We start from the raw sequence: 25,902 nt of genomic DNA, 5'->3' as shown, positions 1-25,902 counted from the left end.
GAACTGGTGACTCAAACTACTCCCAGCGCTTGAAGATGAGGGACCCATTGGTGCCGCCGAAGCCAAAGGAGTTGGACAGGGCAATATTGACTGTCGCCGCCTGCGGCTTGTTCGGAATGTAGTTGAGCCGGCAGTCTACATCCGGCTCCACGAGATTCGTCGTCGGAGGAACCAGCTGGTTCTGCAGCGCCATGATGGTGATGCCTGCTTCGAGTCCGCCAGCGCCCCCCAGGAGATGGCCGGTCATGGACTTGGTCGAGCTGACCAGCAGCTTGTGGCTGGTGGCGTGCTCGCCGAAGAGCTTGGTCATCGCTGCCGTCTCAGCCGCATCGCCAAGCGGAGTCGAGGTGGCGTGTGCATTGACGTACTCGATCTGCTCCGGACGAAGATGCGCGCTGTCGAGCGCATTCTTCATGGCACGGAAACAGCCCTCACCCTCCGGCGCCATGCCGGTCATATGGTAGGCATCCGCGCTCATACCGTAGCCGATAATCTCGGCCATGATATTTGCGCCTCGCGCCTTGGCGAACTCCAGATCCTCAAGGATCAGGATTCCGGCGCCCTCGCCGACCACGAATCCGTCGCGGTCCTTATCAAAAGGACGGCAGGCGTGCTCGGGGTCGTCATTGCGGGTGGAAAGCGCCCGCATGGCAGCGAAGCCGCCAACGCCCATGGGGGTAATGGCCGCCTCTGCGCCGCCAGCAATCATCACATCCGCGTCGCCGCGCTGGATGGTGCGATAAGCGTCGCCGATGGCGTGCGCACTGGTGGTGCAGGCGGTCGCGGTAGCCTCGTTCGGACCCTTGGCGCCGTAGCGGATGCTGACCTGACCGGCGGCCAGGTTAACGATCGCTGCGGGAATGAAAAAGGGCGAAATCTTACGCGGGCCCCCGGCGAGCATGGCCGAGTGCTCGCGCTCGATCACATCGAAGCCGCCAATCCCTGAACCGATATGGACACCGACGCGCGTCTCGTTCTCAGGAGTGATCTTGAGCCCGGAGGACTGCATCGCCTCGGCCGAGGCAGCCAGCGCGAAGTGAATGAAGCGCCCCATTTTGCGCGCTTCCTTCTTATCGATGAACTTGAGCGGGTCGAAGTTCTTCACCTCAGCCGCAAAGGTGACGGAGAAGCCCGTCGGATCGAAGCCTGTGATCGGCGACATGCCGCTTCGGCCTTCCAGCAGCCCCTGCCAGACCTCGGGCGCGGTGTGGCCCACACCACAGATGAGCCCGATCCCCGTGACTACGACTCGCCGCTGCAAGGTTACTTGCCGCCTTTCGCGTTTTTCTCGATGTACTCGGTGGCATCCTTTACGGTCTTGATCTTCTCGGCGTCTTCATCGGGAATCTCAATGTCGAAGGCCTCTTCAAACTGCATGACCAGCTCAACAACGTCGAGCGAGTCGGCACCCAGGTCTTCCTGGAACGATGCGCTGGGGGTGACCTCAGCTTCATCCACCTGAAGCTGCTCGACAATAATCTGCTTTACCTTCTCTTCCACTGCTGCGGCCATGCTCATCTCCTAAAGATTCTTTAACTGAAGTTTTTGATTCGGAAACTGCTCCGGCGGCGAGCGCACAACAGGCACAGATATGCCCGTGTCCACCTCCGCTCCGAAATTCCAAGTCTACTGAGCGCCCCGCACCATGTAAAGGAGCGATGCGCCGGATTCGCATTCGGGCTGCTCCGGTGGCAGTATAACGTTAATGCTCTCGATCCTTGTTGTCGCTATTTTCGCCCTGGCCGCGGGCCTTGCGCTCGGCTTTCTTCTCACCCGCGGGCGCGCGGCCGAAGCAGCTCGCGAGCTGGACAGCCTGCGGGCCCGGGAGTCGGCCGCCGCGGCGCAGCTGGCGGCCAGCCAGGCATCCGCGCAGGCGGAACAGCGGCGGGCGGCCGAGATCCAGGCGGCGCTCGACCAGGCGGCTGCGCGGCAGATGCAGCTCCAGGGAGAGGTGACGGCGCTGAGCGGGCAACTGGCCGAGGCCACGGCTAAACTGGCAGGCGAGCGGGAGAAATCCGCCGAAAAGCTGGCCCTGCTCGCCGATGCCCGTGAGCAGTTGTCAAACCAGTTCAAGGCGCTGGCCAGCGACATCCTGGAGGAAAAATCCAAGCGCTTCACGGAGCAGAACCAGGCGAACCTGGGCGCGCTGCTGACGCCGCTCAAGGAAAAATTCGGAGAGTTCCAGCAGAAGGTGGAGTCGCTTGAAAAAGACAGCATCACCGGCCGCTCCGAGCTGCGCGTGCAGATCGACCAGCTCAAAACCCTGAACCAGCAGCTTTCACAGGATGCCTCGAACCTGGTGAGCGCGCTGAAGGGCTCGTCAAAGACGCAGGGCGACTGGGGCGAGTTCATCCTGGAGCAACTACTCGAGAAGGCTGGCCTGCGCAAGGACCACGAGTACACCGTGCAGGAGACGGTGACGCGCGAGGACCGCAGCCGGGCGCGGCTGGACGTGCTGCTGCGGCTGCCGGGCAACCGGCACATCATCATCGACTCCAAGGTCTCGCTGAACGCCTATAGCGACTGCTGCAGCGCGGACGAAGAGTCGCTGCGCGAGACGGCGTTGACGCGGCATATCCAGTCGATGCGCGGACACATCCGCGAGCTGTCGCAGCGGAACTACCAGACGCTCTACAATCTGCCGTCACTCGACTTCGTGGTGATGTTTGTACCGATCGAGCCGGCCTTCATGCTGGCGATCGCGCGCGACGGCGCGCTGTGGCAGGAGGCCTGGGACAAGAGCGTGCTGCTGGTGAGCCCCAGCACCCTGCTCTTTGTCGTGCGCACCGTGGCGCAACTCTGGCGTCAGGAGCAGCAAACCAGGAACGTGCAGGATATCGTCAAGCGCGGCGGCGAACTCTATGACAAGCTGGCCGCCTTTGCGAAGGACCTGATCGAAGTGGGCCGCGACCTGGACTCAGCCAAGCAGAGCTATGACGATGCGATCAAGAAACTCTCTACGGGCCGCGGCAATGCAATTCGCCAGGCGGAGATGCTGCGCTCGCTCGGAGTAAAGCCGACCAAGCCGCTGCCAACTGAACTGCTGACAAGCGCAGAAGAAGAAAGCGAGCCATTAAGTATCGCGGCCAGCGCGGCGGAGCAGGATAACTTCTGAAGTAGCTGCAACCAGGATTTGTAACTACCAGCCACGCTAACTTAACCGGCAGAGCAGCCAGTTAAGGCGTATGATCTAAGAAGAAGTAATGTTTTTCTTCTCGCCTTCAGCTGCAGTTCACTCGCTCCAGACGACCACCCTCCAAAGTAACGGAACCACGGGAGCTAGTATGAGCCTGATCAAGAAGCACGATCTTAAGAGCTATTTCTCCGCACAGAAAAATAGAAATCGCCATGCAGCAACGCCAGCTACCCAGCCCGACGCAACGGGAGATTCCAGTGCGGCAACTATCGAAAACACACCGAGCACACACAAGCCGCTGGGAGCTGTAATCGCGACAACACCGCAGGTCTAAGCTCTCGCCAGTCACTACGTGAACTCACCGGGAGAGGCATTCCCTATGCCTCTCTTATGTCTGGCGAATCCTGCAATTTCCCTTCCCCCTCAAGCGAGCAGGACTTGCAATAATCAATTGCGTGGAACCAGCCAAAGCAACCAGCTAACTACTAAACAGTAGTTGAGCAATACAGCTCAGCTAGAGAGCGTGTAGCTATGCGAGGCTAAACGGGTAGAGCCCGTCTAGGCTCCTGTGATGGCCATCACATTCTGTAACTTAGCGGACGTAGTACTATCTGTATGTCTTATCTGTGACATAGCGTCTGACTGGCGCTGTGAGCTATACGCGGTCAGCATCTACAGCTTCACAAAACCACATATTAGCTACCGGAACATTAAGGACTCGTCATGTTAAAAATAGCCCGGACGATACCACTTCTCTTAGTTCTCCTTGTTGCCGGAGATGCCTATGCAGTTCCTAGCTTCGCGCGTCAGACTGGACTCTCCTGTAATGTATGCCACAGTAATCCTCCGGAGTTGACAGCCTTCGGACGAAACTTCAAACTGCATGGCTATGTACTTACAGACATGACGCCGAGAGACAAGGTCGGTAACTCCAAAGATTTGCTGCTCACAAGGTATATTCCGCTGTCGGCGATGATACTTGTCTCCGATAGTGTCGATCAGGCGACCCAGCCGAGTTCGCAGAACGGAAGCGCCGGGTTTCCTCAGCAGTTGAGTATCTTTCTGGCGGGAGCCTTTGCTCCTCACTTCGGAGGAATGGCGCAGGTCACCTACACGCACTCCGACGATCACTTCGGCATGGATAATACCGATCTGCGTTATGCCAATCAGACAAAGCTGGGGAATCACGACCTGCTCTATGGGATCACGCTGAATAACAATCCAACCGTGGAAGATGTATGGAACAGCACGCCAGCGTGGGGCTTTCCGTGGATCTCCTCCAGCTCTGCAGTTGGTCCGATCGCCTCACCTGTCATCAGCGGCGGCCTGGCGCAGGACGTTGCAGGCCTCGGCGCTTACAGCCTGTACGCCAATCATCTCTACACAGACGTTACCCTTTATCGCTCAGAGCATGGCGGCGCCAGCACACCTGTGACAGGCACCGGCTACCAGTACAACATCAGCGGAGCGGCGCCTTACTGGCGAGCTGCATGGCAGCAGACCTGGGGCAGCAACTATCTTGAAGTTGGCACCTACGGCATCTACATGAACTCCTTTCCGGGCGCAGTTACAGGTCCCGAAGACAGATATGTAGATCCATCCTTCGACTTCCAATATGAACGGCCCTTCGGCGCGAACCTGCTGGACGCGCACGGAACGTATATCCACGAAAAATCAGACCTTGGTGCGACCTTCGCTGCAGGTGGAGCGAGCACAAAGTCTAACTACCTGAACACCTTCAAGCTTGACAGCACCTACCACTGGACGAATAAATACAGTGCAACAGGCGCGCTGTTCTCAACTACCGGAAATGCCGATGCACTGCTCTACGCGCAGGCTCCATTAACCGGGAGCAATAATGGACATCCCAACACGAGCGGCTTTATCGCACAGTTCGGTTACTGGCCCGTGCAAAACATTGATCTAAGTGCGGCCTACACCGGATATTTCAAGTTCAACGGCGCCAGCAATAACTACGATGGTGCAAATCGCAATGCTTCCGACAATAATTCGCTGTACTTAGCCTTATGGGTGAACTTCTAGGAGACCGCATGGAACCTGTCAGCAGTGGGAATGAAAAAGAAAGTAGTAAAGACGTAATAGTTATTAACCGGCGGTCTTTTTTTGGAACACTCCTGGGCATCGGCACAGCAGGGATGGGCGCCCTGCTGGCCGTGCCTGTGCTTCGCTATGTACTTTATCCGCTCTATGCCAAGTCTCAGCAGAGTGGATGGTCAGTAGTTGCCCCGGTGGAGGAGCTAGCCAATCTATCGCAGCCGGTGATGAAGACGATTGAGTTCCGACAGCTGGATGGATGGCGCGAAGTAGTCTCATCGCAGTCGGTCTATGTCAGCCGGAATGCAGATGGGCAGTTGAAGGTACTGTCTGCGATCTGCCCTCATCTGGGCTGCAGCGTCTCCTGGCAGAAGGCCCAGAATGAATTTGTGTGCCCATGTCACGGCGGCCGGTTCGCGCCTAGTGGAAGGCACGTCTTCGGGCCGCCCCCACGCGCAATGGATGCGCTTCCCCACAAGGTTGAAAACGGAAAACTGATGGTTCATTTCGAGTACTTCCGATCGAATGTACCGAACCAGGAAATATTGAGCTAGGTGCGATAGTGGGAGATCCAGTGAAGGAAGATAAACCGCAAGAGAAAAAGACTCCAGGCCGTCTCTATGGCTGGCTCGATAAGCGCACCGGCTTGACCGGTTTGATGCATGCTTCACTGGACGAACCAATTCCGGGGGGTGCCCGCCTTGCTTATGTATTTGGCTCGGGGCTGCTCTTTATTTTCATCTCCCAGATCATCACCGGGCTGTGCCTGGCGCTCTACTATGTCCCTTCGGCAGAGACAGCGCACACCAGCGTCGCCTACATCACCAAGCAGGTTGCGGCGGGCGCGTTCCTGCGCAGCCTGCACTATTACGGCTCGAGCGCGATGATCATCGTGCTGGCACTCCACTTTCTGCAGACCTTCCTCTACGGCTCATTCAAAGGGCGCAGAGAGCTGCTCTGGATGTCGGGCGCGTTGCTCTCTCTCCTTGTGCTGGCCATGGGATTCACCGGCTATCTGCTGCCGTGGGACCAGAAGGCCTACTTCGCGACCGCGGTAGGAACGAACATTGTCGGCGAGGTGCCCTTCATCGGAGAGTGGCTGACCAAGCTGCTGCGCGGCGGGGACACACTTGGAACCCTCACCTTGTCGCGCTTCTATCTGGCGCATGTCTTCCTGATTCCGGGCGCGATCTTTCTCTTTATCGGCGCACACATTGTGCTCTTCAGAAAAGCAGGTCCAGCCGGGCCGATCAACGAAGACCCCGTCAATCCAAAGCTTCCGCCCGAGGGCTTCTATCCCCGCCAGGTGCTCATGGACATGGCCTTCGCGCTGCTCCTGATGATCGGGCTCGGAGTGCTGGCCTACTTCCATCCTGTGGAACTGGGACCAGTTGCCAATCCTGCGGATACGCAGTTCCTGCCTCGGCCCGAGTGGTACTACCTGCCGATGTTCGAGTGGCTCAAGTTCTGGGAAGGGCCCAAGGTAGTCTTTGCCATCGTTGTCGTGCCGGGCATCCTCGCGCTGCTGTTCTTTCTGTTGCCGTTTCTCGATCGCAAGCTGGAACGCAGACCCTGGCGCAGGCCCATTCCACTGCTCGGAGTTGCCATCGTGCTGGTAGGCGCAGTCTTCCTCGGCATGAAGAGCCATCTTGACGATGCCCACGATCCCACGATCGCGGCACAGATCGCGCTGCAGGATCAGCAGGCAAAGGAATACAGCAAGGCCCCCTTTCAACCCTATGTCGAGTCTCCGGGAGGAAGCGTGGCCGGACTCGCCAGTTCCGGTCCGGTCAATCCGCTGATCTCCCAGGGCAAGGGAGTTTTTGAGGCAAATGGATGCTCCGGCTGCCATGGAGCAAATGGCACAGGAACTCCGGCCGCTCCGAGCCTGGTAGGTATCACCAGCAAGTTTCCTGCAGCGCAGCTCACGGCTCTGCTGCACAATCCCAACGCAAAGATGCGCGCCGGAAACATGCCTGCGGTAGACCTCTCCGCAAGCGACATGTCAGCGCTGCTCAGCTACCTCGGCGCGCTTGGCACAAGCGCTGCCAACGTGCCCGCGACACACAAAGTGGCCCAACTGGGACCGGTTCCGCCGACAAAAGAGTCGGCTGTGATGGGCGGCGGCACTTCGCATGAAGCGGAAGCAGGCGGAGGAGCGGCATCGGCAGAGGTTGCCGCCGGACAACAGATGTTTCAGGCGCATGCCTGCTTCGCCTGTCATGGGCAGGCGGGCGCAGGAACAGCGCGCGTGCCGCCGATGGGAGGCCTGATCGCAAAAGCCTCTGATCAGCAACTGGTTGCCCTGCTTCACAACCCGAACGCAAAAATGCGTGCCGGTGGCATGTCTCCGCTGGCAGCAACGCCCCAGGAGGTCAGCTCGCTGATCGCGTATCTGCGCACTTTGGGCACGGCATCGGCTGCTCCGAAGCAGAACGAGCCAGCCACCGCGGCGACGCCCGAGCAGAGCACAACGGACGAGTCGAATGCCACCGCCGCGGCAGCCCCACCCGCTGCAGCGCCTTCGAGCGCTCCTGCCGCTGCTGCAATGCAAAGCCACGCGGCGGCAAACACGCCCGCATCCGGGGGCCGCGCGATCTTCGTGGCCAATGGCTGCGCGGCGTGCCACGGCGTGAATGCGCAAGGCACACACTTTGCGCCCAGCCTGATCGGGATATCGCAGAAGTTTCCGCCAGCTCAGCTCACGGCCCTGCTGCGCCATCCCACCAAGAAGATGCGTGACGGCGGCATGCCTACAGTCGCAATCAACGATGCGCAGATGCAGCAACTGATCGCCTATCTCTCCAGCCTGGGCACTGCCGCTCCTGCAGCCTCGGCGCAGGCAGCGTCCTCCAGTCATGGCGCGCCGTCGACTGCCGCCGGTGCTGCGCCTGCGGCTAAGGCAGCGCGGCCGATAAGTGCGGCGCCCCTCTCGGCAGACGCACTGCGTGGCAAGACGCTCTTTCAGCATTACTCCTGTGAGAGCTGCCACGGAGTAGGCGGCTTGCAGGGAACGGTAGCCGCTCCCGGACTGGCTGGAACGGCGTCGATTCTTCCCGCACCCATGCTTGAGAACCTGCTGCGGCATCACAGCAAGCAAATGCAAAAGGGCGGCATGCCCCTCACGAACCTGAACGCGCAGGACATGAAGGCAATCGTGGCCTACATTCGGTCAATGCCCAGCACCGGCGCAGAACAGTAGAGAGGAAGAGCGCGGCTCGCGCAGGCAGGAGCCGAAGGCGTGATAGGAAGCCGGCGACGATGGCGCAACGTGCAAAGACGTTGCGCCATCGTCTCGCAGACCTATCTTGCGGACGCATTGAAAAATGCTGGAAGAGAGCTAAACCGTCACGGCTACGCTTTTCGTAGCATTGCGAGTGTTAGGATCTTGGATCAACGTCTGCAGTTTTTGCCCAGTTATCAGAATGAAGAGATGTCGGTAGCGGACTTGTGTCGCGCGTATGGCCGCCTCGACTTCTTTGCTCGTGATGACTCGCTTCGCAACACCGCCCTGATTTGTGATTCCGGCCAGCAGATATCCTCGACGCCGGAGCTCCCGCAGGCGGTCTGCAACTCCATCGAACAGCCGAACCCGATCGGCCCGAGGGTAAATGGTCGCATACGTATCGCGAAGCGTCCCGTCCAAATCGAAAAGTGCAATTGGTCTTTTGATTGCCCATTTCATGTCTTGAGGTTCTGGTTCTGAATGGGTGGCGTGTGAGCGTCTTCAGCAATCAGCCAGAAACAGCTTTCTCCAGAGTCGAAGAGAATAGGTGAACCGTATGCGTTCAAGTACCAGATGCTGCAGACATCAAGGTCGCTTCTCTTGTCCATCACAATATCGGGATTGTCATCGAAAATCTTGAACCAGACGGGCTCGTTCTCTCCAGCAAATCCGTTTTCCAGGTGGACCCTGGGTTCGAAGGCAAACCGCCGCAGGAGCCTGCCCATGGCGTCCCATCCGCGTTCCGCCACCCGGTCGCGACTGCCATCCGTCGGCGGACCATACAAAAGTGGAAAGCAAAGAACTCTTTCCACTTTCCCATGCCGCCTACTACTGCGAGGGGCAGATATCTACCTCTCCCGCCGCGCTACACTAACAATCTCGTCGGTTCAAATTACCGGGCAGGCCACTCCGATTATTGAACTGACGCGGGCAACCAACCTACATTGTCTGGTCCCCATGTGATCCCTTGCACATACCATACGCCGCCACTCACGCCTGGATGCCCGCGACATTTCAGAACTGTCGCGGACCAGTGGGCTATGGTCAGGTATGCAGTAGCGAAATACCATACTGACTCGATGGAAAGGAAGTTGAATTATGAAAATTAGCGTGCTCGCAATACTTCTCACTTGCAGTGCGACACTCTGGTCTCAAGCAGCTTCGTCTATTCCATCGTTTACGATAGATGCGAGCGTAAGTCGCACCAGCGATGGAACTGTATCCGTTACTGCCAATAATATCCGCCCACTATGGCAGACCCTTGCAAGCGTGAGAAGGCAATATGGTTGGACTGTTGACTACGAAGACCCTTTGTACCCATCTGGCTCTGACCAGATTACCTCAGATGCAGTTCATGGCCTCTATCTAAAGGGCGGCAAATTTGTGTCACATTTCAGCGAACCCAAGAATAGCTCATCTGCTGAGGAAAACCGTGTCTTGCAAGCAATCGTAGACCAGTACAACGCTCAATTTCTAACCAAGTATCGTGTATTGAAAGTATCGGATTATCGCTTTGATGTTGCGCCAGCTCAATCTCTTCTCGACCGTCCTGTCAAAATCGACAGTGATACGAGGTCGCTTCGTGCGGAAGTCGATCAAATCATGGTGTCTCTGGCAAACGCTACTGGGGTCAGGGCAGAACAGGGCGGATTGATCGATAACGTTATGGAGCAAACCCAAGTCGCACTCAGGCATACAGGTGCCGTTCCTGCCCGCCAGCTTCTTAATGAAGTTCTCGATCATGCTCCAGTCCAGAAGGTGTGGGTATTTACCTTTAATCCTAATGGCGGGAGCTGCGCTATCGGTATTCAAACAACGCAACAATGGATACCGAATGCAAACGGTAAGGTCTCGGTGAAGACTCTATCGAATCCACATTTTGCCCTTGCACAAAAGAAGTGATGCTTTTCTATGCAAGAAAAAATCTAAAGGTTTCGCTTTTCCTCCCATCATGCCCCGCCATAATTGGCGGGGTTTCGGCGTCTTGGGTGGCAGGCCCAGCATGGCGCAACCGCCCACAGGTCGACGAAGCGAATGCTTGGAGGTGGAGGAGCTGCTTGACCTGCCCCTCAAGACGAAATAGCCACTCTCCGGGCCGGGGCATGATGGGGAATTTCTACAATCTCATGGACGCGGCCCTGCCGCTCCAAACCCTGGATGGCTTCGCGCATCTCGTCCCCGCGCAATCTGTTCGACCACCTGTTTCAGCTCCGGGCTTTTCTGGCGGACAACCTCTTCGAGCTTCACCGCTTTCATGCCCGCGTCCTGAAGCTGCGGGAAGGACGTCCCGCTTCGACCGCTTCATATTGCCGCCGATCGCCAACCAGCAACACGCGGTCATTGGGATGCAGACGACTCACAAACTCGTGCATCTGTCGGGTGGACGCAAGTGAGGATTCATCGAGCACGTACAGGCGGCGCTCTCCGGTGTCCGGCTTGGCCCCAAGTGCAAGATGCTTTTGCAGTGTGGATGTTTCCATACCAGCATCGGTCAGCTTTTGCGCCGCGCGGGACGTGGGTGCGAAACCTTCATTAGTAACCAGATGGAGGCAGCCGGAAGTTGCGTCGAATGGCACTTGCACAATGAATGCCGTGCCTGCATAGCGAAGTGAATCAGTGTCGCGGCTAACGAAGCCCACGCTCTTGATTATCTCGTCGGCAATTCTCATCTACTCAAGCATAGGCGTTCTGAACGTGCAGGACTGAAGGATTCGAAATGAACACTCTGGAAAGCACCATCGCAGCGATTCCTTCAGAGCTGGAAAACACCACAAAAGAAATGTACGCATGAAGAGACCAACAGCCATCAGAACAGCCACCAAACAATTTTGACCTCTCGCTTTCGAGAGGTCAATTTCGCATAACCCTCTTATTAATTTGGTGCCCGGAGGGGGACTTGAACCCCCACGGCCTTGCGGCCTGCGGATTTTAAGTCCGCTGCGTCTGCCGATTTCGCCATCCGGGCCTGGCGGCTTTGCGCTTCCCTTATCGTAAATGACGCGCGGCCTTTTGCTTCAGCGCAACTGCACGCGATGCGTGCCACTCATCCATCTGCTGCTGTTCGCGCCTTGCCTGTTCCAGTTCGCGCGCCTGCCGCTGCGCTTGCAAAACCGTTTCTACCTGGCGGCGCTCGCGGCGCTTTTCGAGGTAAGCCTGCTCCGCCGCGTCAACCCGCTGACGCTGACGCTCGAGCAGCGGCTTTAGCTGCTTGACCTGCCAGCGGCCGATCTCGCCCGTTGCCTCCGCCATCAGCCAGGGAGGTGTCTCCGCTGCGAGCAGTGCGTCAAATCCAGCAACCCGCGCGGCGGCGATGCCTGTCTCATGGCTTTGCAGCGCGGTTTCGATCTGCCGCGCCCTGCTCGCCTCGCTTTGCAGGGTTGCCCTGCTGACATCTTCAAGCAACGAACGCAGGCGCAGCAGCCGGGCGAGCGACGACATGCTAAATCTCCGCTGCCAAATGCGCGAGCTGGTCGATGGAATGACGGAATGTGACCTCTTCCTCTGCATCCTGCTCCAGAAAGGAGCGGATCGCCGCCCGGGAGCGCAGCGCACGATCGAGTTCGGCATCAGAACCCGGCTTGTAGGCGCCGATGCGCACCAGATCCTCCGAGCGCGCGTAGACGGAGAGCATCTTGCGTAGAAGAGCCGCATTGGTGCGATGCTCCTTCTCCGTGACCGCAGGCATAAGACGGCTGATGGAGTCCAGCACCTGGATGGGTGGATACCAGCCCTCCGCCGCCAGACTGCGCGACAGAACAATATGGCCATCGAGCAGTGAGCGGACTGCATCGACCAGCACATCCTGCTGATCATCGCCCTCCATCAGGACCGTATAGAAGGCCGTGATGCTGCCGTTGGGATATTGCCCGGCTCGCTCCACCAGCTTCGCCAGCCGGTGGAAGACGGAAGGGGTGTAGCCTTTGGCGGTGGGCGGCTCGCCGGCTGCGAGGCCAACCTCCCGCGCGGCCATCGCGAAGCGAGTGAGCGAGTCCAGCACGAGCAGCACGTGCTTGCCTTGCGCAGCGAAATATTCTGCTACGGAGGTGGCCGAGAGCGCCGCGCGCATCCGCATCAGCGGCGACTGGTCTGAGGTGGAGACCAGCACCACCGACCGCTTGCGACCCTCCGGGCCCAGGCTGTCCTCTAGAAACTCCCCCACCTCGCGTCCGCGCTCGCCCACAAGGCCTACGACAATCACATCGGCTTCGCTGTTGCGAGTCATCATGCCGATCAGCGTGCTCTTGCCGACGCCGGAGCCACCGAAGATGCCGAGGCGCTGGCCACGACCGGCCGTGAGCAGGGCGTCAATGGCGCGAATGCCTGTGCCGAGAGAGGTTTTGATGGGCACGCGCTCGAGCGGATGCGGCACTCTGCCGTCAAGCGGAACAATGTGTTGCAGCGAGGGCCGGCGCGCGTCGTCGAGCGGGTTGCCGAGCGCGTCGAAGACCCGGCCAATCAGCGCGTCGCCAACCTCAAGATGCGGCATGACGCCGAGGCCCGACACCTTATCGCCATAGCGGATTCCGTCCGGGCTCTCGAGCGGCATCGATAGAACATGATTGCCGCGAAATCCTATAACCTCGCCGAGGTGTCGTTGCCCTTCGCTGTCGATGATCTCGCAGCACTCCCCCACCGAACAGAGCGGGCCGGCCGATTCGATGGTCTGGCCGATGGCCTCAAGTACGTGACCCTGCCAGCGCCACGAGGGACGCTGCCGCAGGCGCGAGAAGTAGGTGCCGAGCAGGCTCATGCTTCCGGCCCGGCGCCGGCACGCTTCTTGCCCGTCAGCTGCTGCCTCCGGTCGAGCAGGTCAAAGAAGCCTCTCTCGATCTCCCCGAGCTGCGCTTTCACTCCAAGGTCGATTGAGCCCATCTTCGTCTCGATCTCGCATTCGCCCGTCTCGAGAGAGCCGTCGGCGACCAGTTGCGGATGGAGAGGCAGATTGGGAATGTGCCGCAGCATCTCCGTCCAGAGACTCAGATCAGCGGCCGGCACGCGCAGCGTAACGTCGGTCGATTCAGAAAGCTGCCCGAGGGCAACCCGCACGGCGCCGGAGAGCAACAGCGGATCGATCTGCGACTCGCGGTGGAGCACCCGCGAAGCGATGCTCAGGGCGAGCCTTACTACTTCATGCTCCACCTGCGCGAAGTAGCTCTCGCACTGAGCCTCGAAGCGCTGGACCGCGCCAGTAACCTGGTTGGCGATGCGGGTCTGCAGTGCGTGAGTCTCGCTCTGCTGTGCCTCTTGTGCCTGGCGCAGCGCGGTGGTCTTCGCCTCCGCGATCTGGCGTGCGGCCAGCTCCTCGCGCTCAGCCAGCTGCCTTTCGAGTTCGCGGATACGCTCATTGATGCGCTCGACCGAAAGCTCATTGACCGGGTCGCGCGGACGCTCTGCCACGAGGCCTTCCTGCGGCGGCGGCAGAGGGATGGCGCCCTCTTCAGTGGTCTGCCAGGGGGCGTACTGCAACGGCTCAATCTTGTAGTTCGGAGTGGCTGGCATTGTGTCCTCACACCATCAGGTCGTCGCCCTGCTCGATCTTGAGGATGACCTTGCCATCCGCTTCGAGCTTGCGCGCCAGGAGCAAAATCTCATTCTGCGCTGCGGCAACTTCACGGGTGCGGACCGGCCCCAGCACCTCCATGTCTTCCTTCAGCATCTCAACTGCGCGTGAAGACATGGCGCGGAAGACACTCACGCGCAGGTCTTCCCGCGCGCCCTTGAGCGCCAGCGCCAGCTGCCGCTTGTCCGTCTCCGCCACGATCTCGCGCATGCTCGCAGGGGGAATGGTCACCAGATCTTCAAAGGTGAACATCAGATTCCGGATATTCAGCGCCACCTCGGGATCTCCCTCCTCGACTTCTTCGAGGATCTTCTTCGCCTTGTCCGCATCGATACGGTTGAGCAGATCAGCCACCGCTTTGAAGCCGGAGTAGGACTGCCGGCTCGTATCTCCACCAACCGTCTCCAGGCGGCGATGCAGGATCACGGCCACCTTCTGCGCCATCTCAGGCGAGAACTGGCGCATCTCCGCAAGCCGCCGGACGGCTGCGACTTTCTGGGTCTCGCCGAGATTTTCAAGCACCTGAGAGGCGCGCTTGGGATCAAGGTGCGCGAGCACCAACGCTGCCGTCTGCGGATGTTCGCTGTCGAGGAATTTGCCGAGCTGTTGCGGATCAACCTTCTGCAGCATGGCCAGATTGCCCTGGCTCTCCTCCTGCGCCCGCTTGACCAGCGCCAGCAGATCCTCCGCGCGCTGCTTGCCAAAGGTCTCAACCAGCAGCTTGGTTGCGTAGTCGATGCCGCCGTGCATCATGTACTGCTGCGTGGCGAGCATCTCGTGAAATTCTTCGAGCACCTCAACTGAAAGCGCGGGGGGAATGTTCTTCAATTCAGAAAGCTCGGTCGTGAGCCTCTGCAGGTCTCCCTCCGGCAGATGCTGCAGAATCTTCTTGCCCAGCTCATCGCCCATGGCGACGACCAGGATCGCGGCCTTGCGGATGCCCGACAGTTTGCGGTCGGAGCTCCTGCGCTCCGGCGCAGGCATCAGGGAAACCGGGGCGCTCTCGGGGATTGCGGGTTGCGTGGCCATGGTGCTCTCCGTTACTCGGTGTGGATCCAGCTCTGCAGCAGCCGGGTGGTCTGCTGCGGTTCCTTCCGCAGCTGCTCGGCAACCGTGTCAAAGACAAGCTGCGCGTGCTGCTTCTGCCTTGCGAACTCGGTCTGCTCAGAAGTTGGGGCATTCTCCTGCGTCGCCTCCGGCAACAGAGACTCGTCCGCTGTCGCGGAGAACTGCGGCTGGGGCGCGGCAGTCACGCTGCGCGCCAGCGGCCGCAGTACCAGGAGCACCAGTGCGAGCATGCCGATCAGGATAGAGAGGTATTTGAGCGGCACCTGCCAGTCGTTCGCCGTGCGTCTCACCCGCTCCGCAAAGCCCTCCTGCAGCTTCCCGGCATCACTGTCAAAGCCGATATTCTCGACACTCACCTGGTCGCCGCGCGCCTGGTCATAGCCGACGGCGGCCTCGGCCAGCTCCGAAAGCTGCTTCATCTCAGCCGGCGTGCGCTGCTGCCAGCCGATCTTCCTGCCATTCACCGTCATGCGGTCATTGATCAACACGGCAGCAGTGATGCGGCGAATCTTGCCCGAACCCTGGGTCATGTGCCGCGTACGCTTGGATGCGCCGTAGTTGCTGCTCTCCTGCTTGGCGCTCTGCTGTCCGCTGTTCTGCGTGGGAAAGAGCGGCGGCTTCACATTGGGCGCGTTGCTCGCGGTGCCGGGAACGCCTGCGGCGACCGGCTGCGTGCCCGAGGTCTGCTCGCTGCGCTGCATGGCCAGAGTTACAACACTGTTCGGGTCATAGGTCTCATCGACTTCATCGGCAGTCGAGGTGTCGTACTCTACATTGACCGAAGCGCGCACATTCCCCGCACCTGCTACCGGCTCCAGTGTCTCGATCAGTTTGTCGGCGAGCAGCTGTTCATGCGCCGCGGTCTCCGCATCGCCGGACTTCTTGCCCAGCGAGCGACCTTCGGAGTCAACCAGGGCAACGTTCTCCGGCTTCAGGTCATCGACGGCGCTCGCCACCAGGTTGCGGATGGAATCCGCTTCATCATTGCTTAGGGAGCTGTGCCGCAGCCGCAGGACAACCGAGGCCTTCGAATCGCGCTGCTGATCGGTGAAGAGCGAGTCGTGCGGCATCACCACATGCACCCGCGCCGACTCAACTGCAGAGAGCGTGTCGATGGTGTGCTCGAGTTCACCCTCCAGTGCGCGCTGATAGTTCACCTTCTCGTCAAAATCGGAGCCGATCCAGTTCGGCTTGTCGAAGAGTTCAAAGCCCATCCGCCCACTCTTCGGGCCGCCCTTGGCCGTGGTGGCCAGGCGCGCCTTATCGAGGTTGGGCTCGGGCACACGCAGGGTCGCGCCATCCGGCGAGACATCGAAAGGAATGTTCGCGGCCGTCAACTCGGCAGCAATCTCCCTCGCGTCGCTCGATTCGAGCCCGGCATAGAGCACGCGCCAGTCGGTCCGCGTCGCATACCACGTAAGCGCGGCCAGGCAGGCCAGGGCGCAGCCCATCGCCGCGTATAGCCGCCGGCGCTGCTCCGGGGCCATCTGCTCCAGGCGGCCGGCGAGGGTGGTCCAGAAGGAACGCACCTGGTCCAGCCCCTTCTTTCCCTCCGCTCCAACCACCGCGGGCCCTCGCTGCTGCGGATTTTCTTCTAGTGCCATTGCTCTCTGCCGTCTTTCGAATAAGGAAGCGTTTTAACGAACAGCTAGAACTGCATGTTCATCATCGCCTGGTAGGCCGAAACAGCTTTGCTGCGCACCGAGAGCGCCAGCTCAAAGGCCATGTCAGACTTCTCGGTCGCGATCATGGCTGTATGGACATCGACGCCTGATCCGCTCAACAGCCCCTCGACCGTGGACGAGGCCTTGGACTCAAGCTGCTGGACATTGTTGACCGCCTCCCGGAAGAGGCCGGAAAAGGGCTGCTGGCTCGATGCCGGCTGACTGGCGAAGGCTCCGGCAACGGAGGAGGCGGCGAGTGGGTTGATCTGCATTGCTTCCTGTCCTTTCGGGCAAAAGATGAACTACTTCAGAATGTCGAGCGACGAGGTAATCATGCTCTTCGTCGCCTGGATCGCCGAACTGTTCAATCCATAGGCGCGGGTCGCGCCCATCAGGTCGACCATCTCGGTCAGCGGATTGATGTCCGGATAATTGACATAGCCATTCTTGTCAGCGTCGGGATGCTGCGGGTCATAGCGGCGCAGAGGCGGCCCCTGATCGGCAACCACCGCGGACACCTCAACCCCGCCCACTGCGCCTCCATCTGCAACATTGGCCGAGCCGGGCCCCATGAGCTCCGGGCTAAGCGAACCAACCGGACCGAGCATGTGGCTGGCAAAGCCTGGCTGGGCTGCGGCCTCCGCCTGAAAGACCACATGCTGACGCCGGTAAGGTGTACCGTCGGCAGTGCGCGTGGTTTCGGCGTTTGCCATGTTGGCGGCCACGACTTCTGCGCGGATGCGCTCCGCCTTGAGCGCCGAGCCGCTTACTTCAAGTACTCCAAAGAGGTTCATCGATCTCTCCCTTCTTTCAGGCCCTTGGTTGCCTGCTGCTGTTCCGGGCTGTGGCTGCTAATTTGCGCGGATTGCATTCAGTTTGCGTGGATGGCATCCATGACCCGCGTGTTTTCGCGCCTGAGCAACTCGATCCCTGTCCTGAACTGCAGCTGCGCCTCCGCCATGTTCAATCCCTCGCGGTCCATCGACACGTTGTTGCCATCCGGCCGCTCAAGAAGTCCATCTACCTGGCCGATAGGAACTTCAGACGCGGCAAGCGTGCTGCCGCTGCGAGCGCCGAGCGCATCGCTCATCGCATGCTTCATGGCGTCGGTGAAGTCGAACCCTACCGTGCGATAGCCGGGGGTGTCGATGTTCGCCATGTTCTGCCCTGTCAGCTTCAGCTGGGTGCTCGACAGGTCGAGATACTTCGTCAGCTCGTCGCTTATCGGCGTCGTGACATTCATCGTGCTCTATCTCCTTTTGCCCGAAAGGGGCAGTTCCGCTTACCTTCGGTAATCAGCAGCAGGCCGGCCACTCACCAGCAGACAAGATTAGAAAGCTCTAATGCGCGTGGGCGCTTTCGCCGAACTCGACATCTCCCGCATCGATCTGGCTACGCTCTTCAGCGAGGATCCACGCACGTTCGAGCGTATGTTCCAGTTCGCGGACGTTCCCCGGCCACGCATGCTCCTTGAGCCGCTGCATGGCGCTGCCGGAGATCGACTTTGCCGGGCTACCGCTTGCCATCCGCTCCATGAAGTGCTCGACCATCTGGGGAATGTCCTCAGGATGCTCGGAGAGCGGAGGCGTGCGGATGAGAAAGACGGCCAGCCTGTAGTAGAGATCGGCGCGGAACGCTGAGCGTGCTGCCAGCTCATGCAGACGCCGGTGGGTGGCGGCCACGATGCGCACATCCACGCGCACCGGTTCATTTTCGCCCACCCGCTGCAGCTCGCCCGACTCCAGAAAGCGCAGCATCTTTGCCTGCAGCGGCAGCGGCATCTCCCCGATCTCGTCCAGAAACAGCGTGCCGCCATCGGCCGCCTCGATGCGTCCAACTCTGCCCTGAACCGCGCCGGTGAAGGCGCCGCGCGTGTGACCGAAGAGCTCCGCCTCAAGGAGGGCTTCAGGAATCGCCGCACAGTTAAGCGCTACGAAGGACCGCCCGGCCCTGGGACTCAGCCGATGCAGGGCACGCGCCACCAGCTCTTTGCCTGTGCCGGTCGGCCCCTCGATCAGGACCGCCGTCGAGCGCGCCGCCACGAGCCGCACGCGGCGACTCACCTCGAGCATCGCCGGGTTGGCCCCGATGAGCTCCGGCAGCCGCAGGGAGGGCTGCGCTGTCTTCTGCGGCGTGCGCACCTTCGCCTTGCCTGCCTCGCTCAGCAGCGGAGCCGTGTTCCAGATCGCCCCATCGGTTGCAGCGGGCTTCTCTGCCTCACGTGCGCTGCTGATGGGCTCGAAGTCCCATAGCGGCCCGTCTGCATCCTGCACCCGCCGCAGCGCATAAAGAATCTCGTTGCGTCGCGGGCTGCGCGCGGGAGTATTCGATACGGAAACGCCGTCGGCAGATACCAGGTCTACCCCCGGATGCAGCCGCTCGAACTCGGTGATGAATTCACGTATCTCAAGATCAGGCAGCCAGGAATCGAGGATCACCGTCTCTGCCGGCGAGGCATCGAGGCAGGCAAGGGCTTCAGCTCCGCCTGCTGCTTCCCGCACCTGCCAGCGCAGTCCGGTGAGCGCCTCGCGAACACGCTCGCGGAACGAGGCGTCGGCGCTGGCGAGAATTGCGGTCCTTGCACCGATCGCGTGAAGCGGCCGGACGCTGGACATTGGAGTGGGTGTTGGTGTGGGTGTCGCCATCTTCAATCATTCCTTTTTTCAAGAGTTTGGTACCGCTGTTTGGTAGTCTTCAGGCCTCTGCCGGAGCAGCGCCGATACGATAGCCCTGCCCGCGCACTGTCTGAATGAACTGGCCCTGACCATCGCCTGGGCCATGATCATCAAGCTTGCGGCGAAGATAGTTGATGTAGACATCAACCACATTTGTCCCCGCCGAGGTGCCCATGCTCCACACCTGCTCAAGCAGCGAGGCGCGCGACACGCACCGCCCGCGATTGAGCATCAGCCGCTCGAGCAGAGCAAACTCCTTGTTCGTCAGCATCACGGGAATTCCTGCCCGCAAGACAGATCGCTCCACGCGATTCATTTCCACGTTGCCGTAGCGCAGCGTCAGCAGCGCCTCGCGTCTGCGCCGCAACAGGGCACGGCAGCGCGCGCGCAGCTCCTGCAGCGAAAACGGCTTGAGCATGCAGTCATCCGCGCCGAGGTCGAGGCAGCGCACCTTCGTCTCCGGCTCGGCGCGCGCCGTGAGAATCAGGATCGGCAACTCGCTGTCGATCGTCCGCAAAAAGCTGAGTACCTCCGCGCCATCTTTGCGCGGCAGGTTGAGATCGAGAATCGTCAGGTCGGGCATCTCCGCCAGAAATCTATCCACAGCCATCTGGCCGTCGGAGACAAGACAGACTTCATGCCCATCTGCCTCGAGCCCGCGCTGCAGAAACTTGCCAAGTGCGCGATCGTCTTCTGCCACCAATAACCGCATCGTGTTCTTTGACCCCGTGATTGCTGCAAGACAACCATCTCGCGTCCGTCGCGGGGAAACAATCGAAAGGTGAGGAGAAGTTAAGGAGGATTGCTGGAATGGGAAGCGTGCTTCCGGCCCTTCCCAAAATGGAAGCAAGCGCACAACTCTGAGGGTCTGCTCATTGACATAGTCATCCTGGCCGCCTATCCAGACTGGAGCAGCGGGCCTTTTATCACTTCGTGCCCGCGCAGAGAACGCGAGCAGGAAAAGTGGCACTCGCCGGTTCGCCTTTTATTCGCTACAATACGCGCATGGCACTTACCCGGCGGCAAAAAGAAGTCCTCGACTACATCTCCAGCTTCGTCCAGCACAACGGCTACTCGCCTTCGTTTGAGGAGATCGCACGCGGTCTCGACCTGAAGTCGCTGGCAACCGTCCACAAACACATCTCCAACCTGCAGACGAAGGGCTTCCTGGAGCGCGCACACAACCGCAGTCGCTCCATCGACGTGCTGCCGCCACGCACCCGTCAGCGGAGCGCGGAGAGACTGCCCCTGATGGGCCGCATCGCCGCAGGCTATCCGGTCGAAGCGATGGAGACGACAGAGAGCATTTCGCTGAGCGACATCACCGGCAACAAGGAAGTTTTCGCCCTTGAGGTACGCGGCGACTCCATGCGCGACGAGCATATCGTCAACGGCGATTATGTGCTGGTGGAGCGCACGCAGAAGGCACGCGAGGGGGAGATCGTGGTGGCGCTGGTGCGCGGCGCAGAGACGACCCTGAAGCGTTATTACATCGAGGGCAATCTCATCCGTCTGCAGCCGTCGAACACTGAGATGGACCCAATCTTTGTTCCCGCTACCGAGGTTTCCATTCAGGGCCGCGTTCTGGGCATGCTGCGTAAGTACAGCTGAGACAACGCAAGCCCCATTGCAGGAATGGGGCTTGCCTTTTCGTTCTTTAGGATTTTCAGTTCTTTGAGGAAAACGGTGAGGCGGGCAGCCCTGCCTTGTTGAACAGGTTGCACTGCGGGTTTGAGGCCCAGCCATAGCGTACATACATGGGCTGTGCGACCGACGCGCTCTTTGCAATTACGTCTTCACCGCTGATTGCCGCAGTTGCAGTTACAAATTTCCCATCCGGGCCCGCGACCTCAAAGCCCTGCAGTTCCCCACCCTTGGCCATGAGCCCGCTGGCCGCATGATCGAACCAGATGTGCATCGCGCCATTCTCCGGAACCGCCTGCCGAAAGAGCGGGCCTGAATCCTCAACATGCGCACCATAGGAGAGATCTTCGGCCCACAGCGCAAGCCTGTGCCCTACTGACTGCTTATCCTGCGGGTGTACGTTGTCCGGGTTGCCGATGTCGATGGTCACAGCCATACCGGTATTTGCGAGCGCAAGCGTCTTCCGCTGTCCTTCGCGCACGGTCGCCCATTCGTCCGGCGAGATGAAGTTGGCGATCTGCACATAGAGAAACGGGAAGTCGCCCTGCGCCCACTGGGCGCGCCAGTCGCGGATCATTGTCTCAAAGAGGTGCCCGTAGATCGGCGCCCGCATGGCATCGGTATTACTCTCGCCCTGGTACCAGATCACACCGCGAATCGGCAGCGGAGTAATCGGGGCAATCATGCCATTGAAGAGCGCCGCCGGAGCCCACGGATTCGGGTCCGGGTGCCAGGGGAAGACGGGCGGAGTTTTGCCTGCAGCCTTCGCGTCGGCGACCTCCTTCGTCTCAACCTTCTGCTTCAGGAGTGTCTCTGCCTGAGGGTCCATCATGCCGGCACGCGCGGCGAAGACCGGCATCAGCGAACTGTCGGCGCTCAGGGCCTTCAGGCTGGTCCACGCCTCGGCGGGAGTGCCGCCCCAGTTTGCTTCAATAATTCCGATCGGCACCTGTTCCTTCTCCAGGAGATCACGGCCAAAAAAGTAGCCAACTGCGGAGAACGTCAGCACGCTCGCAGGAGTCGCCGGCGTCCAGGTTGTGGCCTTCACGTCGTCCATCGGATAATCCGCAAAAGTGTTTTCGACATGGAAGAGCCGAAGCCTGGGATGGTTCGCGGCTGCAATCTCCTGCTGCGCGTGGAATGGTCCATGACTCCACATGGTGGGGTCCATGGGAAACTCCATATTCGACTGGCCTGAGGCCACCCACACATCGCCCACCAGAACGTCATTGAGGGTGATGGTGTTCTTGCCCTGCACCGTCAGGGTAAAGGGGCCGCCAGCTGCGCCTGGAGGCAGATAGAGGCTCCAGCGGCCTATCTCGCTGGCCGTGGTGCTGGCGTGGTTACCGCGAAAGGTGACTGTGACCTGCTCCCCGGCATCCGCCGCGCCCCATACATGCACGGGCTTGTCGCGCTGTATCACCATGTGGTCGGCAAGCACACTGGGTAGTTTCACCTCAGCACGGGCTGCATTTGTAACCGTGGCAAGTGCAAATAGAAAACAGCAGTTGAGAAGCCGGCTGTACATGGGATGTCTCCTGGTCGCGAAACTAGAATCTTACATCTGAAAGCGTAGTTTCACTGATTGCGTATTATTAGTTTCGCAGCTGCACGCCCGATGCAACTCGCCCTGAGTGCTTTCTTTGCACCTGACAGTGCGTCCAAGCCTATGACAAGGGCCGGGGCCGCACCTCTGCACAGGCTGAAGCTGGAAGCGATCAGAGCGCGAAATCGGGGTACGAAGTGGATACACCTGGATCTTCGATAAGAGGCGTGCGCGGAAATCTTTTGACAATGCGCACGCAGGGCCCTAAGTTCGGTAGTAGAACTCACGAATCAGCTGATAAAAACTTATGTTTGATAACACCTTTTTGAAGAGGCTCTCATACTTTCTTTTGCTTTTGCCGTTTGCGCTGACGACGATGAACGCGTCTGCCGCGCAACCCACAAGCTCCGCTCCGGCCAATCGCTGGCTTTTCGACGTTGGAGCCGGCGGCGCGATACCGGCCGGAGGCACAAGCAGCTACGTTCACCCAGGCTTCAACATTACGGCAGGCGGCGGTTACCGGCTGAGTGGCAGTCTCAGTGTGTGGTTGGACGTTGGGCTGGCAATCAACGGCATGACGCAGATCGTGCTCCAACGCGAACAGCAACCGCTGGGCCACTTCTTCTTCCCGACCTTTGCCGTGGACCCTACTTACAGCTTCGCGCCGCACGGGCGCTGGCGGTCCTATGTCTCGGGAGGTGCGGGTATGTCGGTCAAGGAAGTGGCCTTTTCGCAGCCTTCTTCGCCCTACCACTACACCTTTGGCGACCACGCTCTGGTGCAGGCCTCCAAGTCCAGCCTGCAACCCATGGTGGACTTCGGCGGCGGCATCGGCTATCACCTTCACTCGCAGGGTCGCACCAGCATGTTTCTCGAGTCGCGCTATATGCGGCTGTTCACACCTGCGGGGCAATTTCCGGGGTTTGAAGTATCGGGCACAAACCTGATCCCGTTGACGCTGGGAGTGCGCTGGTAAGGTACTCCAGGAAATAGAAAACGGCCTCACTGCTCCATGGCAGTGAGGCCGTTTTTAGTAGTTTCGGACGCCCTGTGCGGCCTCCTCAGTCGTAGCGCTCAAAAACAATCTGTTTGCGCTGCCAGCCCAGGCTCATCAACTTATCGCGATTGGCTGAGACCATCTCGTTCAGGCCGCAGATATAGGCGTGGATGTCGAAGCCGCCCTCTTCAGAAGCGGAAGCCACGGCGCCGCTGTGGGGGTGCTGGGCGCGGGTGGTGACCACCTGCGCCACATGCTCCTGAACATAGCCGCGCAGCCCTTCCCATCCCTCGTGCGGACGGCTCAGGCTGGCCAGGTAGTGGAAGTTGTGATGCTCCGCGGCGAGCTTCTCAAAGTACTTCTGGTAATAGATCTCCGTTTCATGGCGGGTTCCATAAACAAGCCAGAAATGTCTGCCTTCGCTGCGATCTTCGCCACTCTCGGGGAAGAGCCACTCGGCAAAACCGCGCATAGGCGCAATGCCGGTGCCGGTCGCGATGAAGATACCATCCGTCATCGGCTTCTTGAGCAGGAACAATCCGTGCGGTCCGTGGAACTGCACCGTGCTGCCCGGCTCCAGATCGCACAGCAGGTTGGAGAAGAAGCCACCCTCGACACGGTTGACGCATAGGTCAAAGGTATTTTCCTCAGGGGCGGAAGCGATGGAGTAAGCCCGTGTCTGCTGCTTACCGCTCAAGGCATCGTCAGCGACCATGGAGACAAACTGTCCCGGGGCGAAGTCGAAGCGCTCCGCGTCGACAACGGAAAACTCCAGGTGGAAGCACTGCGCAGGCTCTGAGAGGAGCAGTTTGCGCTCAAGGCGGGCCGTAAGAAGCTGTCTTGCCAATGGTTTCGCTCGCTTACTTTGAGATAAGAACAGTCTACGGGAAACGAGCGGCGGCTCCAATCGCGGAGCTGTTTTTCATTGTTGCTTACACTACTGTTATCCCAGTCGAGAGGTTGACTCCGGTCGAACGCAGATCCAAGATGTCCCATGCCTTGCAGAAGGGCCGGCGAATGCAGCTGGTGCCACTCATCGCCGCCACTTATTTCATGGTCTCCGGCGGCCCGTATGGGATAGAAGACATTCTCGGCGGCGCCGGATATCTGAAGGCGCTGCTGATTCTGCTCCTGGTACCGCTCTTCTGGACGCTACCCACCACGCTCATGATCGGAGAACTGGCCAGCTCGATTCCGGCCGAAGGCGGCTTTTATGTGTGGGTCAGGCGCGCGCTTGGGCCCTTCTGGGGCTATCAGGAGGCGTGGCTCTCGCTCACGGCCAGTGTCTTTGACATGGCCATCTACCCTACGATCTTTGTGCTCTATCTGGGCAGGTTCTTCCCAGCCTGGACGGCCGGGCACCGCGGCGTCCTGTGGGAACTCCTGCTGGTCGTCGCCTGCTGCCTGTGGAACCTGCGCGGGGCGCGCGCTGTAGGCGAAGGGTCGGTGTGGCTTTTCGTCACGCTGCTGCTCCCTTTCGCGGTGCTGGTGGTCGCCGGCGTCTGGCACGGCCTGCATCTTCCGGCGCAGGCACGCTTCCCTGCCGCGCACCCTGAGGGAGGGCTGAGCACCGCGATCCTGGTGGCCATGTGGAACTACATGGGCTGGGATAACGCCTCCACCGTGGCGCAGGAGGTGCAGGATCCCCGCCGCAACTATCCGCGCGCGATGCTGCTCACCGCCGGGCTGGTTGCGCTGACTTACATCCTGCCGCTGGCGGCGATTGCCTTTGCCGGGTTGCCGCTGAACGAGTTTTCAACCGGCTCCTGGACCGATGCCGCTCACATTCTCGCGGGTCCGTTGCTGGCGGGGGCTATCGTGCTGGGCGGCACGATCAATGGCTTCGGCATGTTCAACGCGCTGATGCTCTCCTATACCCGCCTGCCCATGGTGCTCGCCGAGGACGGCATGCTGCCGCGCTGGCTGGCCCTGCGCAACAGGAAGGGCGTGCCATGGGCAGCGGTGCTGGTCTGCGGCATGGCGTGGGCAATGGCGCTCCACTTCAGCTTTGAACGGCTGATCTCGATCGACCTGATCCTCTATGGCAGCAGCCTGGTGCTTGAGTTTATTGCCCTGGCCGTGCTTCGCATCAAGGAGCCACAACTCGAGCGCCCCTTTCGCGCAGGAAACTTTGCGATGGCGTGCATCCTGGGAATTGCACCCACGCTGCTGATCGGGTATGCGATGTTCTCCGCCCGCGACGAGAGAATGGCGCATATTCCGGCGCTTGCCTTCGGCGCCATCGTCGCCGCGTTCGGGCCGCTCTTTTACATGATCGGGAAGGCTTCAGAACGACGAAAAGGAGAATAGTTCTCTCTTGATAACCGTTAT

The 25,902-nt window shown here is 60.0% G+C and carries 24 protein-coding genes, 1 tRNA gene and 2 pseudogenes; 9 read left to right on the top strand and 18 right to left on the bottom strand.

Annotation, left to right across the window (positions count from 1 at the left end; genetic code table 11):
* Positions 1-16: 16 nt before the first annotated feature.
* Positions 17-1,261 carry a beta-ketoacyl-ACP synthase II gene (gene fabF, locus C7378_RS00345; protein ID WP_131990593.1) on the bottom strand — a complete coding sequence of 415 codons (1,245 nt, stop codon included), beginning with the start codon at positions 1,259-1,261 and terminating at the stop codon, positions 17-19.
* A gap of 2 nt (positions 1,262-1,263) precedes the next feature.
* The gene (locus C7378_RS00340) at positions 1,264-1,512 is read right to left on the bottom strand and encodes an acyl carrier protein (protein WP_131990591.1); all 249 of its coding nucleotides are present in this window, start codon (positions 1,510-1,512) and stop codon (positions 1,264-1,266) included.
* 193 nt (positions 1,513-1,705) lie between these two features.
* Here C7378_RS00340 and C7378_RS00335 point away from each other — a divergent pair, with 193 nt between their 5' ends.
* The 5 genes from C7378_RS00335 (at position 1,706) to C7378_RS00315 (ending at position 8,393) form a co-directional block, all read left to right on the top strand.
* Positions 1,706-3,115 carry a DNA recombination protein RmuC gene (locus C7378_RS00335; RefSeq protein WP_131990589.1) on the top strand — a complete coding sequence of 470 codons (1,410 nt, stop codon included), beginning with the start codon at positions 1,706-1,708 and terminating at the stop codon, positions 3,113-3,115.
* Between the two features lie 169 nt (positions 3,116-3,284).
* Positions 3,285-3,470, top strand: coding sequence for a hypothetical protein (locus C7378_RS00330; protein WP_131990587.1), 186 nt, complete (start codon positions 3,285-3,287; stop codon positions 3,468-3,470).
* A gap of 518 nt (positions 3,471-3,988) precedes the next feature.
* Positions 3,989-5,179: a cytochrome C gene (locus C7378_RS00325; protein ID WP_131990585.1), complete on the top strand. Its 1,191-nt coding sequence runs from the start codon at positions 3,989-3,991 to the stop codon at positions 5,177-5,179.
* An 8-nt stretch (positions 5,180-5,187) separates the two neighbouring features.
* On the top strand, positions 5,188-5,745 hold the full coding sequence (locus C7378_RS00320; RefSeq protein ID WP_165876563.1) for a Rieske (2Fe-2S) protein: 558 nt from the start codon (positions 5,188-5,190) through the stop codon (positions 5,743-5,745).
* A 20-nt stretch (positions 5,746-5,765) separates the two neighbouring features.
* Complete coding sequence (locus tag C7378_RS00315) at positions 5,766-8,393, top strand: c-type cytochrome (protein WP_131990581.1); 2,628 nt, start codon at positions 5,766-5,768, stop codon at positions 8,391-8,393.
* 276 nt (positions 8,394-8,669) lie between these two features.
* Here the strand turns inward: C7378_RS00315 and C7378_RS18110 are convergent.
* Positions 8,670-8,876 (bottom strand): annotated as a pseudogene (locus tag C7378_RS18110) (hypothetical protein); the annotation flags it as partial.
* Positions 8,873-9,229 (bottom strand): hypothetical protein, encoded by a 357-nt coding sequence (locus tag C7378_RS00305; protein WP_131990577.1) that lies wholly within the window; start codon positions 9,227-9,229, stop codon positions 8,873-8,875. The gene C7378_RS00305 and the pseudogene C7378_RS18110, both read right to left, overlap by 4 nt.
* A 286-nt stretch (positions 9,230-9,515) precedes the next feature.
* Between C7378_RS00305 and C7378_RS00300 the strand changes: the two genes are divergently transcribed.
* A complete protein-coding gene (locus C7378_RS00300; protein ID WP_131990575.1) occupies positions 9,516-10,319 on the top strand; it encodes a hypothetical protein in 804 nt (267 codons plus the stop codon).
* A gap of 222 nt (positions 10,320-10,541) precedes the next feature.
* Here C7378_RS00300 and C7378_RS00295 read toward each other — a convergent pair.
* The 12 genes and pseudogenes from C7378_RS00295 to C7378_RS00240 all read right to left on the bottom strand — a co-directional run bounded on the left by C7378_RS00295 (position 10,542) and on the right by C7378_RS00240 (position 20,096).
* Positions 10,542-11,086 (bottom strand): annotated as a pseudogene (locus C7378_RS00295) (AAA family ATPase).
* A gap of 209 nt (positions 11,087-11,295) precedes the next feature.
* Positions 11,296-11,382: transfer RNA gene (locus C7378_RS00290), tRNA-Leu, on the bottom strand.
* 20 nt (positions 11,383-11,402) lie between these two features.
* Positions 11,403-11,855: a flagellar FliJ family protein gene (locus C7378_RS00285; RefSeq protein WP_165876562.1), complete on the bottom strand. Its 453-nt coding sequence runs from the start codon at positions 11,853-11,855 to the stop codon at positions 11,403-11,405.
* A gap of 1 nt (position 11,856) precedes the next feature.
* On the bottom strand, positions 11,857-13,167 hold the full coding sequence (locus C7378_RS00280; protein WP_131990571.1) for a FliI/YscN family ATPase: 1,311 nt from the start codon (positions 13,165-13,167) through the stop codon (positions 11,857-11,859).
* A complete protein-coding gene (locus C7378_RS00275; RefSeq protein ID WP_131990569.1) occupies positions 13,164-13,916 on the bottom strand; it encodes a FliH/SctL family protein in 753 nt (250 codons plus the stop codon). The genes C7378_RS00280 and C7378_RS00275 overlap by 4 nt, the downstream gene beginning before the upstream one ends.
* A gap of 7 nt (positions 13,917-13,923) precedes the next feature.
* Positions 13,924-15,006: a flagellar motor switch protein FliG gene (gene fliG / locus C7378_RS00270; RefSeq protein WP_131990567.1), complete on the bottom strand. Its 1,083-nt coding sequence runs from the start codon at positions 15,004-15,006 to the stop codon at positions 13,924-13,926.
* A gap of 11 nt (positions 15,007-15,017) precedes the next feature.
* Positions 15,018-16,649, bottom strand: coding sequence for a flagellar basal-body MS-ring/collar protein FliF (gene fliF, locus C7378_RS00265; protein ID WP_131990565.1), 1,632 nt, complete (start codon positions 16,647-16,649; stop codon positions 15,018-15,020).
* A gap of 44 nt (positions 16,650-16,693) precedes the next feature.
* Positions 16,694-16,981, bottom strand: a complete 288-nt coding sequence (gene fliE, locus C7378_RS00260; protein WP_131990563.1) for a flagellar hook-basal body complex protein FliE — start codon at positions 16,979-16,981, stop codon at positions 16,694-16,696.
* Positions 16,982-17,011: 30 nt separating this feature from the next.
* The gene (gene flgC, locus C7378_RS00255) at positions 17,012-17,503 is read right to left on the bottom strand and encodes a flagellar basal body rod protein FlgC (protein WP_131990561.1); all 492 of its coding nucleotides are present in this window, start codon (positions 17,501-17,503) and stop codon (positions 17,012-17,014) included.
* A 77-nt stretch (positions 17,504-17,580) separates the two neighbouring features.
* Complete coding sequence (locus C7378_RS00250) at positions 17,581-17,952, bottom strand: flagellar basal body rod protein FlgB (RefSeq protein WP_131990559.1); 372 nt, start codon at positions 17,950-17,952, stop codon at positions 17,581-17,583.
* A 97-nt stretch (positions 17,953-18,049) separates the two neighbouring features.
* Complete coding sequence (locus C7378_RS00245) at positions 18,050-19,354, bottom strand: sigma-54 interaction domain-containing protein (RefSeq protein WP_243647958.1); 1,305 nt, start codon at positions 19,352-19,354, stop codon at positions 18,050-18,052.
* Between the two features lie 49 nt (positions 19,355-19,403).
* A complete protein-coding gene (locus C7378_RS00240) occupies positions 19,404-20,096 on the bottom strand; it encodes a response regulator transcription factor (RefSeq protein WP_131990557.1) in 693 nt (230 codons plus the stop codon).
* Positions 20,097-20,347: 251 nt separating this feature from the next.
* Here C7378_RS00240 and lexA point away from each other — a divergent pair, with 251 nt between their 5' ends.
* Positions 20,348-20,995 (top strand): transcriptional repressor LexA, encoded by a 648-nt coding sequence (gene lexA, locus C7378_RS00235; protein WP_243647957.1) that lies wholly within the window; start codon positions 20,348-20,350, stop codon positions 20,993-20,995.
* 55 nt (positions 20,996-21,050) lie between these two features.
* Here lexA and C7378_RS00230 read toward each other — a convergent pair whose 3' ends face one another.
* Positions 21,051-22,556 carry a sialate O-acetylesterase gene (locus C7378_RS00230; RefSeq protein WP_131990555.1) on the bottom strand — a complete coding sequence of 502 codons (1,506 nt, stop codon included), beginning with the start codon at positions 22,554-22,556 and terminating at the stop codon, positions 21,051-21,053.
* Between the two features lie 343 nt (positions 22,557-22,899).
* On the opposite strand from C7378_RS00230, the gene C7378_RS00225 reads away from it, so the two are divergent.
* On the top strand, positions 22,900-23,550 hold the full coding sequence (locus tag C7378_RS00225; RefSeq protein ID WP_165876561.1) for an outer membrane beta-barrel protein: 651 nt from the start codon (positions 22,900-22,902) through the stop codon (positions 23,548-23,550).
* 85 nt (positions 23,551-23,635) lie between these two features.
* On the opposite strand, the gene C7378_RS00220 is transcribed toward C7378_RS00225, so the two are convergent.
* Complete coding sequence (locus C7378_RS00220) at positions 23,636-24,418, bottom strand: ferredoxin--NADP reductase (protein WP_131990551.1); 783 nt, start codon at positions 24,416-24,418, stop codon at positions 23,636-23,638.
* A 170-nt stretch (positions 24,419-24,588) separates the two neighbouring features.
* Between C7378_RS00220 and C7378_RS00215 the strand changes: the two genes are divergently transcribed.
* Entirely contained in the window at positions 24,589-25,881 is a 1,293-nt protein-coding gene (locus tag C7378_RS00215) for an APC family permease (RefSeq protein ID WP_131990549.1), read from the top strand.
* Positions 25,882-25,902: the final 21 nt, after the last annotated feature.

Source organism: Acidipila rosea (assembly GCF_004339725.1).
Taxonomy (GTDB): Bacteria; Acidobacteriota; Terriglobia; order Terriglobales; family Acidobacteriaceae; genus Acidipila; species Acidipila rosea.
Note: the sequence above shows the minus strand (reverse complement) of the source record. Positions and strands in the feature narration are given on the sequence as shown.

Bases quoted from the DNA above. Each gene is read 5' to 3' on its own strand.
- C7378_RS00340 (WP_131990591.1), bottom strand. From the start codon at position 1,512: ATGGCCGCAGCAGTGGAAGAGAAGGTAAAGCAGATTATTGTCGAGCAG.
- C7378_RS00335 (WP_131990589.1), top strand. From the start codon at position 1,706: ATGCTCTCGATCCTTGTTGTCGCTATTTTCGCCCTGGCCGCGGGCCTT.
- C7378_RS00330 (WP_131990587.1), top strand. From the start codon at position 3,285: ATGAGCCTGATCAAGAAGCACGATCTTAAGAGCTATTTCTCCGCACAG.
- C7378_RS00320 (WP_165876563.1), top strand. From the start codon at position 5,188: ATGGAACCTGTCAGCAGTGGGAATGAAAAAGAAAGTAGTAAAGACGTA.
- C7378_RS00300 (WP_131990575.1), top strand. From the start codon at position 9,516: ATGAAAATTAGCGTGCTCGCAATACTTCTCACTTGCAGTGCGACACTC.
- C7378_RS00285 (WP_165876562.1), bottom strand. From the start codon at position 11,855: ATGTCGTCGCTCGCCCGGCTGCTGCGCCTGCGTTCGTTGCTTGAAGAT.
- C7378_RS00280 (WP_131990571.1), bottom strand. From the start codon at position 13,167: ATGAGCCTGCTCGGCACCTACTTCTCGCGCCTGCGGCAGCGTCCCTCG.
- C7378_RS00275 (WP_131990569.1), bottom strand. From the start codon at position 13,916: ATGCCAGCCACTCCGAACTACAAGATTGAGCCGTTGCAGTACGCCCCC.
- fliG (WP_131990567.1), bottom strand. From the start codon at position 15,006: ATGGCCACGCAACCCGCAATCCCCGAGAGCGCCCCGGTTTCCCTGATG.
- fliF (WP_131990565.1), bottom strand. From the start codon at position 16,649: ATGGCACTAGAAGAAAATCCGCAGCAGCGAGGGCCCGCGGTGGTTGGA.
- fliE (WP_131990563.1), bottom strand. From the start codon at position 16,981: ATGCAGATCAACCCACTCGCCGCCTCCTCCGTTGCCGGAGCCTTCGCC.
- flgC (WP_131990561.1), bottom strand. From the start codon at position 17,503: ATGAACCTCTTTGGAGTACTTGAAGTAAGCGGCTCGGCGCTCAAGGCG.
- C7378_RS00250 (WP_131990559.1), bottom strand. From the start codon at position 17,952: ATGAATGTCACGACGCCGATAAGCGACGAGCTGACGAAGTATCTCGAC.
- C7378_RS00245 (WP_243647958.1), bottom strand. From the start codon at position 19,354: ATGGCGACACCCACACCAACACCCACTCCAATGTCCAGCGTCCGGCCG.
- C7378_RS00240 (WP_131990557.1), bottom strand. From the start codon at position 20,096: ATGCGGTTATTGGTGGCAGAAGACGATCGCGCACTTGGCAAGTTTCTG.
- C7378_RS00230 (WP_131990555.1), bottom strand. From the start codon at position 22,556: ATGTACAGCCGGCTTCTCAACTGCTGTTTTCTATTTGCACTTGCCACG.
- C7378_RS00215 (WP_131990549.1), top strand. From the start codon at position 24,589: ATGCAGCTGGTGCCACTCATCGCCGCCACTTATTTCATGGTCTCCGGC.